The sequence below is a fragment of the Kutzneria sp. CA-103260 genome (assembly GCF_018263855.1).
In the GTDB taxonomy this organism is placed as follows: Bacteria; Actinomycetota; Actinomycetes; order Mycobacteriales; family Pseudonocardiaceae; genus Kutzneria.
The window spans coordinates 1,647,193-1,660,371 of record NZ_CP073318.1; the positions used below are offsets into that span (position 1 = coordinate 1,647,193).

The window sequence follows — 13,179 nt, forward strand, 5'->3', positions numbered from 1 at the left end:
AATTCCCGCGACAATTTTGCGAGCGGTCCGCCGGCCCGGTTGTCTGGTGGTCGCGGCCTGCCGTGATCACGGGGCGTCCGAGCTTGTCGCGATGGCCGATGAGGTGATCGAACTCGGGCCGCTGGCCGATGAGGTGATCGAGACGATCCTGGACAGGCAGGCGGCGGCGCCGCTGGACGCCGGGCTGGTCGACGCGCTGCGCACGGCGCTGGGCCCGTGGTTCGGCAACCCCGGCACCGCGGCGGACACCCTGCGCGCGCTGGACGAACGGGGTCGCCTGGTCGAGCACCGCGGCCGGTTGTGCTTGCGGGATCAGGAAATTCCCATCGCCCTGCCGGCCAACCACGGACTGCTCGCCGTCATGCGACGGATGGGTGGTCTGGCCGAGCGGCTGACGGCGGCGGTGGCCGCTCGCGGTGAGCTGGACGTGGACGAGCTGCCGCCGCTGCTGGACGTGCTCGACGGTGACCTGGCGGCCTGTGGCCGGATGCTGGACCTGCTGGTCGAAGCCGGTGTCCTGGTGGCCGACGGGTTCCGGGTGCGGCCGGCCTGTCCGGCGCTGGCCGCCGCGGTGCTGGAGCTGGCCGAGGACGTGCACCAGGTGCTGGCTGCCGCCGAGGTGGAGCCGGGGGCGCTGGCCGAGCACCTCGCGCACGTGGATCACGCGCCGGCCGACCCGGCGTGGCTGGTCGAGTTGGCCCGGGACGTGGAGCCGATCGACCCTGACGGGGCGTTGCGGCACTACGTGACGGCGCTGCGGTTCGGGCGGCAGGGCGCGGCGGTGCTGGACCGCGTGCTGGCGCTCACTGTGCGAACCGGTTGGTACGACTGGGTGCACCGGATCGACGAGACCTGGCCGCGGCCGAGCGATCTGCCCGTGGCGACCCGAGCCGGGCTGTACACGGTGTCCTGGCTGGCGACTGTCCACACCGGACGGTCGTTGTCGCCGGCCGCGTGCGCGTGGTTCGACCTGACCGCGCAGACCCGAAGCGAGGTGTGTTCGATCGGCGACGCCGCCAGCCGGCATCGGCTGGTCTCCACGGCGGAGATGGAGCTGGTGCGCCTGGCCATGGAGGGCGACACCGAGGCGTGCCGGGCCCGGCTGGGCGACCGGCCGGAGTTCGGCGACCTGCTGAACGCCGGCCGCCTCGGCGACGTCGCGACCGTGCTGGAGATCGTGCTCGGCGAGCGGTACCAGGTCCCCGAGCGGGGGCCGGCGGCCGTCTACCAGCGGCTGCTGCGCGGCTACGTGAACGGTGCGTGGACCGAGGCCCTGTCGGCCGCCCGGGAGCTGGAACTGCACGGCGCGCCCTCGCCCCGGGCGTTGGCGTTCGGCCGGCTGTTCGCCGCCGAGATCAGCGCGTTGCACGGCGAGACCGAGCAGGCCAGGCAGTGGCTGGCGGACGTGACACCGGATCGCGACAACGAAGCGCTGCACGTCTGGGTGCGCTTCGGCATGCTGTGGCGGGGCGGCGACGTGAACGCCGCCGTCCGGCTGGCCCGACAGGAGCGTTGTCACGACAACGTGTCGTACGGGCTCGACCGGTTGCTCAGCCGCGCCGCGACGGCCGGCGTGACCTCGGGGGACCGGATCAGCGCGCAGTCCTTCCTGCGCGCGCTGGAAGCCCACCGGCGGGCCGACCCCACCAGGATCGGCGAGGAGTTCGTGTTGCTGGCGCGGGCGATGGTCAACCAGGATCCGCGGGCGGCCGCGGCCGCGGTGGACCTGGCGCGCGACCGCAACCACACGTTCGACATCCTGGTCGGGCAGATCCGGCTGGGCGAGATCGCCGAGGAGCCCGACGCGGTGCTGCACGAGGCGTATCAGCTGGCCGACCGGGTCGGCGCGCCCTCGCTGCGGGAGCTCGCCCTGAACGTGATCCGCGCCCGCGGCCTGGCCATGCCGCACGCGCCGGTGCGGGACGGTTTCACGGCGACGGAGCTGGACGTGATCGCGATGGTCCGGCAGGGCCGCACCAACCAGCAGATCGCCTCCGCGCTGGGGCTGCGCCCGAAGACCGTGGAGCTCTACCTGACCAAGCTGCTGGCCAAGACCGGCACCCGGTCCCGGGTGGAGCTGATCGCCGCCAGCCTGAGCGCTTAGCTCAGCAGTCGAGCTCGCCGGTCAGCTGGGCGTTGGCGAGCTCGGCCCGGGACTGGTAGCCGATGCGCTGGAACAGCCGGCTGAGCCGGCCCTCCACGCTCTTCTCGGTGGTCTCCAGCAGGGACGCGACCTCGCGGTTGGTCAGCCCCTCGGCCACCAGCCGGGCCAGCAGCCGCTCGGTCTCCAGCACGGTCTCCTGCCGTCCGGGCACGGTCACCCGCTGGGCCCGCATCAGCGACCGCAGCAGCGCCCGCGGCACCAGCGCGCCGAGCTCCCCGTACAGCTCGTACGCCTCCAGCAGCAGGTTCCGGTCGCCGAGGCCGTAGCCGCAGACGATGGCCAGCGTGCCGGCCAGCTCGGGCAGCTGGCCCCGCCGCCGGGCCAGCCGCACGGCCTCGGCCGCCGCGTCGACGTCCCGCAGCACCGCGATCCGGCCCAGCAGCAGGTGCCGGCGGGCCCGCTCGGTGCCGGCGAACTCGGCGTCGTGCACCAGGTCCCGCAGCCCGCGACGGGCGGCGTCGGTGTCGCCGACGGCCAGGTCGAGCTCGATCAGCCGCCAGCGCAGCTCGTCCACGCCGACGACCAGCTGCTGGCTCGCGGCGTACTCGATGCCCTCGGTCAGCACGCTCCGGGCCCGGGCCGGGGCGCCGAGCAGACGGGCCAGGTCGGCGTCCGGCCCGGCCAGCAGGTGGGCCAGGGACGGCGGCTCGGTGCGGGCCATCGCGAGCATCTTGCGGGCCCGGTTGGGCAGGCCGCGGGCGGTGAGAATGGCGGCCAGGTGCTGGTGGGCGACGACCCGGGCCCCGGTGGCGGTGGTCGTGTCCGGGCCGGCCAGCGCCGGCCGGCCCAGGTCCAGCGCCTCGTCCCAGCGGCCGGCCAGGCTGGCGTGCAGCATCAGGTTCAGCGGGTTCAGCTGCTCCGGCGACAGGCCGTTCTCGTCCAGCACCCGGCGTGCCGCCCCGAGCTCGCCGTACAGCAGCCACACCCAGTTCCACGTGGTCACCACGAGGACCTTGTGCCGTTCCTCCTGCCACAGCGCCAGTTGCGGCGCGTGCTCGCGGTCGAGCTGGAAGTTGGCCCACCGCCCCAGCAGCCCGGCCGACGAGCTGAGGGTCAACCCCATCGAGGTGGTCGTGGCGCCGGCTGACAGCCAGTCGGACCGGTAGGCGGACAGCAGGTCATGGGCCTCGGCGACCTGGTCCAGCAGGCTCAGCGCGGCCGCGCGGGCCACCAGTCGGTTGGTCTCGCCGCCCGGGGCCGAGCGCCAGCCCTTGTCGGCGAACTCCCGCACGGCGTCCGGCCCGACGCTGATGATCAGGCCGACCAGCTCGATGATGGTCAGCTCCAGCAGCGCGCCCGACGGGTGGTGGTTCACGTCGCGGGCCAGCGCGATGCGCGCGTTGGCCACCGCGCCGGCCGGGTCGCCGGCGATCGAGCAGCTCGCCGCCTGCCGGAGCACGGCCAGCGCACGCTGGTCCGGGTCGGTGCTGCGCTCGGCGGCCGCGGCCAGCCAGCGGGCGGCTGTCGCGGGCTCGGTCACCAGGTGCGCGCTCCCGCCGTCCAACAGCTCGGCGGCGGCCCGATCGGGGGCGACCAATCGGCCGGCGGCGACGAGACGGTCCAGGTGATAGCGGGGATCGGGGCTCTTCGCGGTTCCCTCCCAGATCGCCGTCACGGCCAGCGCCGACAGACTGCGCGCGTCGTACGGGCCAAGGCATGACAGCAGAGCAGCGGCCAGCAGGGGAGCACGGAACCGCCACGGGCCCTCCAACAGCAGCCCCTCCGCGCGCAGCGCCGTCAGGACGGTGAGCACCTGCTGCTCGTCGGCCTCGATGGCCTCGGCGATCAGGCCGACGACGGCGTCGCCGAGCGGCTGGAACACGGCCAGCGCCTTGCAGATCTCCCACACCAGCGGGTCGTCCCGCTGGAGCTGGCGCAGCACCGGGCTGTCCGGCGGCAGCACCGGGGGCTGGTCGGCCGGCACCACATAGGCGTGCTGGTCGATCATCTTCAGCGCCCCGGAGCCGCGGTGCCCGGCCACGGCCGCGAGCACGAGGGCGGGGATCCCGCGGCAGTCCCGATGCACGGCGGCGCGCAGGTCCCGGGACGGCCGCGCTTGCAGCGACCGAGTCAGTAGGAGCTCGGTTTCCTTGCGGTGCAAGGGACGTAGCCGTACCTCGTGGACAGTGTCCGGGGCCTTGACGGGTGTGGGCGTGCGGTGCGCGCAGACCACGCGGATGCCGATGTCGGTCATGGACTCGGCGACGGCCAGCATGGTGTCCAGTGACTGCGGGTCCAGCCACTGCGCGTCGTCGACGAGGATGGCCAATGGCCGGCCGGTCGTGGCCAGCGCGGCGAGCAGTTGGGTGAGCTGGGCCTTGGCCAGCACGGGCCGGGTGTCGGCGTTGGCGGTGGGGAGCCACTGCCGGCGCAGGCCCAGCAGTTCGTTGCCCAGCCGCAGCAGACCGGCGCGTGGCTGGGCGTGTTCCGGCTGGGTCAGCCGGATCTCGACGACCGTCACGTCCCGGCGGACCAGTTCGGCCCGCACCGCCGCCAGCAGCGCGCTGCGGCCGATGCCGGCCGGACCGGTGACGAGCGTGACCGGCGCGGCCCCCGCGAGCACATCGGCCAGCGCTTCGTCGCGGCCGACCAGCCGCGGCGCCTCGGTTCCCGACGCCGGCATCACGGCCACCGGCACCAGGAAGACGATGCGTGCGTGTTTGGACACGTACGGTTCACGCGCTCCAGTATGGCGACGTCAGGACCGTTGGAAGAACTCGACCTCGCCGAGCGCGGCGAGCCGTCCCGGCTGGACACCGGCCACCGAGCGGATCACCAGTCTGATCCGGACCACGTCGCTGACACCGGTCTGCACGGTCTGCGGCCCCGGCTGGTCGGCCAGCGACACCGGCGCCGTGGCCACCGTGCCGTCCGATGTGGTGACCTCCAGGTCGAACTGGGTCGGCCGACCCTGCTGGTCGAACTCCTTCGGCTCGATGGACGCCCCGGTGGTGATGACCAGGCTCAGCAACCGGAACGGGTGATCGAACGTGAAGTCGATCCAGGCCCCGACGCCCGGCGCGCCCCAGTAGTGGTTGCTCACGCCGTCCACGGCGTCGCCCACGGGATGGTCGGGCGTGTCGGCGCTGGCGGTCTGGCCGGTCGGGTGGATCGGGGCCGGCCGCGAGGTCTTGTCCAGGATGTCCTGGACGAGATCAGCGCCGTACGGACGCAGGACGAAGCCGGCGATCACCAGCGCGACGACGATTCCCAGCAGCACCAATGTGCGGGCCAATCGGCCGGAACCGCCGCGCCTGCGCTTCTTTCGGCGCTGCGGTGCGGCGACCTGCTCCTGTTCGGTCAGGGGCCAGGCGCACTTGCGGCAGAACTTGCGGCCGGGTGGGTTCGCGGTGCCGCAGTTGGGGCAGGGCGGGCCCTCGATCCTCGGCTCGGCGACCGCCGCCTCCCGGGTCGGGCGCGGCGTGGCCGGGACGGCGGGCTGGACCGGTCGCGGCTGCACCACCGTGGCCTCGGTGGCCGAAGCTGTTGGGGCGGACTCGTTCCAGCCCAGGTAGGTTCCGCAGTTGCCGCAGAACTCGTCGGTTGGCGCGGTCAGCGTGCCGCACACTGGACAGGGACGCATGTTACGACTCCCCGCTGACTACGCGGACGGAACTGCTGAGGTGGACCGGGCAGGCGGCGGCGACCAGCGCGGCCACCCGCCGCTCGTCGACCGGTTCCGGGCCGGCCGGCCAGACCTCGACGACGACCTCCCGGGTCGGGCTGTCGGGCAGTTGGCCGCTCGGAGTCGTCGACCAGGCCACCCCGCCGCCGTCGCGCACCCGCGCGTGCACGTTTGCGTGTCGCAGCAGCTGTTCCCGCAGTCCACGGGCAGTGCCGCGCCAGCGGTGCTCGGCGACCGCCTCGGCCACCGCGCTGCGGCGGGCGTGCTCCGGCCAGTCGGGTTCGAGGTCGGCGGCGACCCATTCGGCCAGCCAGGCCAGGAAATCCTCGGGCGTCAGCATCGGGTCGAGGTACTCGGCGATGGTGTCCAATGTGGACATAATCGGGGCCAGCACGACGTCGAGGCCGGAGGTGAAGCGCTGCGCGAAGTCGTCGGCGGCGTAGAGCGAGGGCAGCCGATCGCCGATCGGGTAGCGGCTGGGCAGGTGGGGGACGGCGGCTCGGGTCATGACAGGACCACCTGGTGTTGATGGGAGAACAGCAGGGCATGCGGGGCCAGTTCGATGCGGTCGCCGGCGCTGCCGCGTCGTCCGGTGATCGGATCGGCCGGGAACAGCCGCACCTCCTGCACCGCCGTCACGCCGGGAACCCGTTGCAGCACCGCGAAGATCTCGCCGAAGTAGAGCGACTGCCCGAACGTCCAGCCGGTGCCGTCGACACCGCCGTGCAGCGGGCTGAGATAACGGTAGAGGGCGTCGACCGCGGCGCGGTCCACGCCTTGGCCATTGGCGGTCAACCGCGCCACTACCGTGACACCTTGGTAGTAGGGAGGTTCCACGGCGATCCGGGCACCCAGCATTCGCCGTTGCTCCAGTTGCTCTGCGATCGTCGCGAGCATCGGGCCGGGCGGCATCAACTGCTCGAACCGGTAGCGGTCGCCTTCGTCCGCGACGGCGTCCGGCACCACCAGCACCCGGGCCCCGCCATCGGTCGGCACGCAGCGAACCCGGGCCGCCGCCGGCGCGGCCAGACGGGCGATGTGCTCGTGGTCCGCGGCCGTCACGGCCCGCTCCTGCACGCGGAGCTGTTGCGGCGCGCGAACCTTGGCCTCGTCGACCGTCTCGCCGTCGACACCGCCGCTGGCCGCCTCGCGATTCTCCACCCTTGCCACGTAAGGGATCGAGCTGCGCAGCACGGAGATGGCGCCGCGAGACACGTTGCCGGCCCGGCCGCCGCCGGTGCGGTAGCGTGGCACCCGGATTCTCGCTTGTTTGGGCGGCGTGGCCCCGTAGTGCCGCAGGCCGCCATCGGCCTCTCGCACGGCCGGTGGGAAGGAGAACTCACCGGTGGTCGGGTCCAGCGTGACGTGCCGGTCGGTCGGACGGGAGGCGGCGAAGTGCTCGACGACCGTCCACTCCTGCCAGCCCTGGCCGTCCGACACCTGTACCACGATCGGCTCGCCGTCGGTCAACACCGGCGTCCGAGCGACACGGAACCGTTGTCCAGGAACGCCTTCCGACACGCCCAGGGGCGCGTTGTCGATGGCCTCGGCGTGCTCGACGGTCGTCACGCCGCCGACGGTGGCGGCTTCGGCGACCCGCAAGGTGGGGGACTCCGAGTAGAACGGCTGGCCCTCAACCGCCGAGATGACCCGGCAGCGCAGCCATCCCGCGCGCACGCCGCCGACCGCCGACACCACGTGCGTGGCCGGCACCCGCAGCAGGACCTCGCCCGGCCGGTTGAGGCCGCCCGTGCTGTCTTCGTAGGTGTCGCACCGCGCCCAGTCCGTGCCGTTCCAGGCCTCCCAGACCAGCGGCGGCTGCCTCGGATCCACGCCGATGCCCTCGACCTGGCTGTCCAGGCTCACCGCCACCACACAGCGCGGGACCGCATTGGACAGTCCAAACAGGACAGCATCGCCAGGCGCCGGTCGGGACTGGAAGCACGGCACGTCTCGGCCGGAGCCGAGATCACGAGTGCGGTCCGCCTGCTCGCCGGTGGCCGACACCGTCACCAACCGGCTGAGTTGGCACGGCGGCAGCGGCAGCTCCTCGACCGTGGCGAAGACAACCGCCTCGCCGGCCGCCGGGTGCTCGGTGGCGACCTCCGTGCCGGCCGGCAGCAGAACCGTGTCCGGCAGCGCCGCGGACAGCCAGAACACCACCTCGGCGCGGGCCGTCGTCGGCGGGAAAAGCCGCACTCCCAACAGGTCCAGGAACGCCAGGTAGTTTCGGTCGGGCACCCGGTTGAGCCGGTACACGAGCTGGTCGACCATGTGCGCGAAGGTCTCGATCAGCGTCACCCCGGGGTCGGAGACGTTGTGGTCGGTCCACTCCGGCGTGCGCTGCTGCACGTACCGCTTGGCCTCGTCCACGAGCTGCTGGAAGCGGCGGTCGTCCAGATTGGGTGCTGGCAGCACGATCAGTCCTCGGGGATGGTGTAGAAGGGGAAAACCAGGTTGCGCTGGTTGTTGGTGGACCGGACGGTGTAGCGGACGTCCAGGTACAGCACGCCCTCGTTGACCGTGTCGTAGGCGACGACCACGTCGGTGACCTCGATGCGCGGCTCCCAGCGGTCCAGCGCCACCCGCACCTCGTGCGCGAGCCGGCCGGCGGTCTCGCCGTCGCCGGGCGCGAACACGTAGTCGTGGATGCCGCAGCCGAACTCCGGCCGCATCGGGCGCTCCCCGGGCGCGGTGCCGAGGATGATCCGGATGGCCTGCTCGATCTCCACGTCCTGGGACACCATTGCCACGCCGCCGGTCGGCGCGACACCCATCGGGAACGACCAGCCCCGGCCGATGAACGGCGAGCTCACAGCGCACCCCCGATCAGCACGTTGAACGCGCCGACCACGATGTGCGCCCCGCAGGAGGTCTGGTCGCGGACACAGGCCACCGGCAGGCCGCCGATCAGCACCGTGCGCGGCGGGCCCATGGCTGGCAGCACCCGGTTGGCCGGGCCCATCGCGGCGTGCGGCGGGACGACGCACCCGTGCAGGCTGCCGACCACCGCCGCCGGCTTGCCCTCGATCAGCACGGTGAGAGCGGCGGGTACCGGTGGCACCGGCGGCAGCACCGTGCCACCGTGGTCGGTGGCGTCCCCGATCCTGGCTGCGGGCGGCACGTCCGTCTCCCTTCTAGTTGATTTTGACCAGGGCCGCGCGCAGGCTCGCGAGCAGGCCACCGTCCACAGTGGTCTCGGTCGTGCCGGTCACGGCCACCGTCCCGCCCTTGAGCTCCAGCTTCCCGGCCCCGGCGTCGACGGTGATGCCTTGCGCGGACAGGGTGATCGAGCTGCCGTGGGCCTTGAGGGTGATCGTGTCGCGGGCGGCGTTGAGCTTGATCTCCAGCTGGCCGTCCCCGCTGGCCACCCGCACGCCCGGCGGTCCGGCGACGCCGTCGATCAGCTCCAGCCGATGTCCCTTGCGCGACACCAGGGAACGGCGGTTCACCGAGCCGGAGCCGTTGACCAGCGGCATGTCGTGCTTCGACGGCAGGTCACGGCCGTTGTAGAGGCCGCCGATCACGTACGGCAGGTCGAGGCAGCCCTGTTCGAACGCCACCAGCACCTCGTCGTTGACCTCCGGGCTGAACACCCCGCCGCCCTGGCCGCCCAGCTGCGCCGTGCGCACCCAGTCCGTCTCGTAGGTGTCGTCCAGCCACGGGAACTTCAGTCGCACCCAGCCGCGCTGCTTGCCGTCGGGTTCCCGGATGTCGGTGACGATTCCCGTGGCCACACCGGGGAAACGCGGACCCCGAGCCCGGGGTCCGACGCCGGCGGTGAGGCCGCCGAGCGAGCGGTCCGGGGTGGCGGCGACCAGCACGGTGGTGCGGTAGCCGGTGTCGGCGTCGATGGCGTGCCGCACCGAGGCCGCGGTGTACTGGCCGTCGAAGTCGGGTCCGCACTGGGCGAGTTTGATCTGGGTTCCCGCTTTGAGCTCCGCCTCGCCGGTGACCACGGCCTCCAACTCGCCGAGCGCCGAGCTCATCGACTCGGCCAGCGAACGGGCGGCGGCGATCGTCTCGGCCTGCGTGCCGTAGGGCGTGCCGACGACCAGGGCCGTGGCGGAGCCGATCTTCGCGTCCTTGAGTCCGGATTGGACGGTGTTGCTGGGCTTGGTGGGAACAGTTGCCACCAAGGCCTTCTTGGCGTCCACATGCCAGCCCCGCACCTGTACGGTGTCGACTTGGTCGGCCGAGGTGAGCGCGGCCCGCAGCGCCAGCAGGTTCTTGCCGTGCGCCAGCTCCATCGGGACGCCCGAGGGCTTGGGCGGCGCGAAGTCGAGTCGGCCCAGATCGTCGACCTGGACCGTGACTCCCAGCTGTGCGGCCAGGTCCTGGAGGAATTCCCAGTCGGACACGCCGGCCTGGGACAGGTGTTGGTAGATCACCGAGGGCACGTCGATGGCGCCGGGCGTGAGGCCGGCGTTCGCGGCGACCTTGCGCACGATCGCGGCGGCGCTCATGTCGCGAAACGCCAACACACGACGCCCGCGCTGCAACCGGTGCGCCCGCCCCAGCGCGTGTACCACGGTGTAGCTGCCGGTGCTGTCGACCTCCAACTCCAGCGCCGTCACCTCACCGACGAAAAGCCGGGTGGTGGACTGGGTTTCCGGCACCACCACGGATACCGTCAGCGGCCGGCCGATCGTGACGCCGGTCTGCGCGCACAGTTCCTGGTGCGGGTCGCGGAAAGCCAGCAACGCGGCGTCCGGCCGGCCGAGGCTCTGGTCGACGACCGTGCGCGTGAGCTGGTCCTGCCAGGCCGGTGGCAGCGGCCCCGGCACGCCGATCACCGGGTCGGCGGCGTAGGAGCGGTCCGGCGCGGTCACGACGACACCGCCGGCACCAGCAGTTCGCTGCCCGGCGTGAGCGCCATCGGGTCGTCGATGTTGTTGGCCTCGGCGATCATCCGCCAGGCGGTCGCGTCGCCGTACTCGCGCCAGGCGATCTGGGCCAGGCTGTCGCCGGCCACCACCTGGTGCGTCTTCGTCGCCTCCAGAGCGCCGGAGGTCGGGTTCTGGCCGGGCACGTCGTTGCTGGCCTCGCTGATCGACAGCGCGCAGGTGGCGCGCAGCGGCGTGCCGTCGACGTCGAACAGCGTGTAGGTGACCTGGAGGCTGGACAGGACGCCGTCGAACGACGTCGTCCGGGCCGTGCCCCAGTCGAAGCGGACCCATGGGCTGGCCGGCTTCTTCGCGCTCAGGCTCTTCGGCGTCGGCACGCAGGCGTCCATCAGCCGCTCGACCTGCCGCTCCACCGAGTCGTCGTGCTCGGCCGTCGCGTCCAGGAACATCTCCAGCGACAGCGTTCGCGGGCCGCTGCCCACGAACTCCGGCATCGCCGACTTCTTGGCCATCCGCGCCGGCTTGCGCCGCCACTCCGTGGTCTTGTTCAGCGACAGGCGGTTCGGGTTGAACTGGAACTTGATCCGGCCGATCGTCGCCCCCGGCTGCGCCCCCACCCGCGGCGGCGGCTCTCGGATCAGCAGCTGCGCCCGGGCCAGGCTGGTGCCCACAACCATGTCTCTTCGCTCCTTCTAGGACGCCCGAAGGCCCTGGTGGGCGATTTCCAGCGTCTCCACCGCCGCCTCCGACCGGCTTGGGTCGAACGAGGGGCCCTGCCAGTTCACCGGCACGATGCCCAGCACCTGCCAGCGGGCGATCGGCGTCAGATTCGGCTCCAGCGCGACGATCTCGCCGTCCTTGCGCTCCACCTGGCGGATGATCTGCTCCAGCCAGGTCGCCACCTTCGTCGTGTCCGGCGTCAGCGGCCGGGTCAGCGTGATGTTGGACCACGTGATCCTGGACGGCAGCTGCCAGGTGAACCCGTTGTTGCCGCCCTCGGCGTACTCCTCCATCTCCACCCTCGCCCCCAGTCCCGCGCACGTGTGGAACGCCCCCAGGTCGTCCCCGCCCACCGTGAGCCGGAAGAACACACTTGACCCGAAGTTCGCCATCGCCTTCGTCCTCTCAGTACCGACGCTCGTGACCGCGGCCCGCCCGCTCCCGGTCGAGGCGGATCTCCGCCCGCAACATCCGGTTCAGCGGCTCGTACAGCCGTCTCGCCAGCTCGTCCATGTCCAGCCCGTCGATCGGATCCGCCGGTGGGGCCGCCGACCCGTTCTGGGGACGGGCCGGCGGCCGGTGCGAGCCAGGCATGGGGGTGAGTCCCGGCTCGCGCTCAGGGGGCGGCTCCACCGGCTCAGATGGCCGGGCCACCGGCGTCGCCGTATCGGGCATGCTGGTCAGCGGTTCGCCGATGCTTCGCCTTTGCACCACCGGCTTCGTGCCCGCGCGGGCAACGCGCTGAATCGCCGGCGCCTCGGTCGGGGCCGGCGATGCCGGCGGTTGTTCGACGGCTGGGGCCGGTGGCGACGTCGGCTTGATGGCCTGCGCCTGCTGGGCATCCGGTCGCCGCACCCGCTGAATGGCCGGGGCGGTCTGGGTGACCAGGAGTGCTTGCTGCGTGGCCGGGCCGACCGGTCGGACGGAGTCGACGGCTTGCCTCGTGACCTGGGCCAGCGGTTCGCCGAGCCCGGCGGATCGCTGAGCGACTTGGCTGGGCTCCACCGAACGCTGAATCGGCTGGGTCGCCGGGGAGGTGGGCGCCGTGGCCTGGGTTGTCCGTTGGGTGGCCGTCGATGGGGCGGGCTGGGTGGTCGGCTGAGTTGGCTGCAGTGTCGGCCGCACAGCCTGGTCCGCCGGCAGAGCCTGCTGGCGGTGGTCAGTTTGCACTGCCGGGCGAGCATTCGGCTGCGCTGCCCGCTGAATGGGGTGCGGGTCGGCCTGACTCGGCTGGCTAATCGGGGTCGTCGGCTGGATGGGCTCGGCGGAGGGGAGAGCCGCCGAGCCCATTGGGTAGGTGGTTTCGGCGGATCGCTGGATGGCCGGGCCCGTTGGGTTGGTGGGCGTGGCGGAGCGCTGGGGCGTTTGCCCTGCCGACAGGATGGGCGCGGCGGGCAGCTGAGTCGCCTGGTCTGCCGGCCGGTTGGTTTCGGAAGACGGGAAGGCGGTTCGGCCCGTCGAATGGGTGGGCGCAGCGGACCGTTGAGTCGCCTGGTCTGCCGAATGGGTGGGCGCGGCGGACTGTTGGATCGGCTGGGCTGTCGGTTGGGTGGTTGCCGCTGATCGCTGGATGGCCGGACCCGCCGGGTGGGTGGGTGCGGTAGAGCGCTGGATGGCCTGTCCTGTTGACAGGATCGGTGCGGCGGATTGCTTGATCGCCTGGTCCGCTGGTCGGATCGGGGCAGGCGGTCGCTGAGCGGTCTGGTCCGCCGGATGCGTGGGTTCGGCAGTAGGGGAATCGGCCGGACCCGTTGGCCGGATGGGCTTGGCGAGTGGGGAAGCGGCCTGGCTTGTCGGCCGGATCGGCTCAGCGGCAGGGAGAC

Annotated in this window: 11 protein-coding genes; 1 reads left to right on the forward strand and 10 read right to left on the reverse strand. The window is 72.3% G+C overall.

Annotated elements, in window-relative coordinates:
* The first annotated feature begins 91 nt into the window (after positions 1-91).
* Entirely contained in the window at positions 92-2,104 is a 2,013-nt protein-coding gene (locus JJ691_RS07320) for a helix-turn-helix transcriptional regulator (protein WP_211768027.1), read from the forward strand.
* A 1-nt stretch (position 2,105) separates the two neighbouring features.
* Here the strand turns inward: JJ691_RS07320 and JJ691_RS07325 are convergent, their stop codons facing one another.
* The 10 genes from JJ691_RS07325 to JJ691_RS07370 are packed head-to-tail and all read right to left on the reverse strand — an operon-like array spanning position 2,106 to position 12,361.
* The gene (locus JJ691_RS07325; protein WP_211768028.1) at positions 2,106-4,832 is read right to left on the reverse strand and encodes an AAA family ATPase; all 2,727 of its coding nucleotides are present in this window, start codon (positions 4,830-4,832) and stop codon (positions 2,106-2,108) included.
* A gap of 30 nt (positions 4,833-4,862) precedes the next feature.
* Entirely contained in the window at positions 4,863-5,747 is an 885-nt protein-coding gene (locus tag JJ691_RS07330; RefSeq protein WP_211768029.1) for a zinc ribbon domain-containing protein, read from the reverse strand.
* Position 5,748: 1 nt separating this feature from the next.
* Complete coding sequence (locus JJ691_RS07335; protein ID WP_211768030.1) at positions 5,749-6,297, reverse strand: phage tail protein; 549 nt, start codon at positions 6,295-6,297, stop codon at positions 5,749-5,751.
* Complete coding sequence (locus JJ691_RS07340; protein ID WP_211771333.1) at positions 6,294-8,210, reverse strand: putative baseplate assembly protein; 1,917 nt, start codon at positions 8,208-8,210, stop codon at positions 6,294-6,296. Before JJ691_RS07340 ends, JJ691_RS07335 begins: the two co-directional genes overlap by 4 nt.
* A complete protein-coding gene (locus JJ691_RS07345; RefSeq protein WP_249228199.1) occupies positions 8,210-8,605 on the reverse strand; it encodes a GPW/gp25 family protein in 396 nt (131 codons plus the stop codon). Before JJ691_RS07345 ends, JJ691_RS07340 begins: the two co-directional genes overlap by 1 nt.
* Positions 8,602-8,913, reverse strand: coding sequence for a PAAR domain-containing protein (locus JJ691_RS07350; RefSeq protein WP_211768031.1), 312 nt, complete (start codon positions 8,911-8,913; stop codon positions 8,602-8,604). Before JJ691_RS07350 ends, JJ691_RS07345 begins: the two co-directional genes overlap by 4 nt.
* A 13-nt stretch (positions 8,914-8,926) precedes the next feature.
* The gene (locus JJ691_RS07355) at positions 8,927-10,621 is read right to left on the reverse strand and encodes a VgrG-related protein (protein WP_211768032.1); all 1,695 of its coding nucleotides are present in this window, start codon (positions 10,619-10,621) and stop codon (positions 8,927-8,929) included.
* On the reverse strand, positions 10,618-11,313 hold the full coding sequence (locus JJ691_RS07360) for a CIS tube protein (RefSeq protein ID WP_211768033.1): 696 nt from the start codon (positions 11,311-11,313) through the stop codon (positions 10,618-10,620). The genes JJ691_RS07355 and JJ691_RS07360 overlap by 4 nt, the downstream gene beginning before the upstream one ends.
* A gap of 15 nt (positions 11,314-11,328) precedes the next feature.
* Entirely contained in the window at positions 11,329-11,748 is a 420-nt protein-coding gene (locus tag JJ691_RS07365) for a phage tail protein (protein WP_211768034.1), read from the reverse strand.
* Positions 11,749-11,761: 13 nt separating this feature from the next.
* On the reverse strand, positions 11,762-12,361 hold the full coding sequence (locus JJ691_RS07370) for a hypothetical protein (protein ID WP_211768035.1): 600 nt from the start codon (positions 12,359-12,361) through the stop codon (positions 11,762-11,764).
* Between the last annotated feature and the right edge of the window lie 818 nt (positions 12,362-13,179).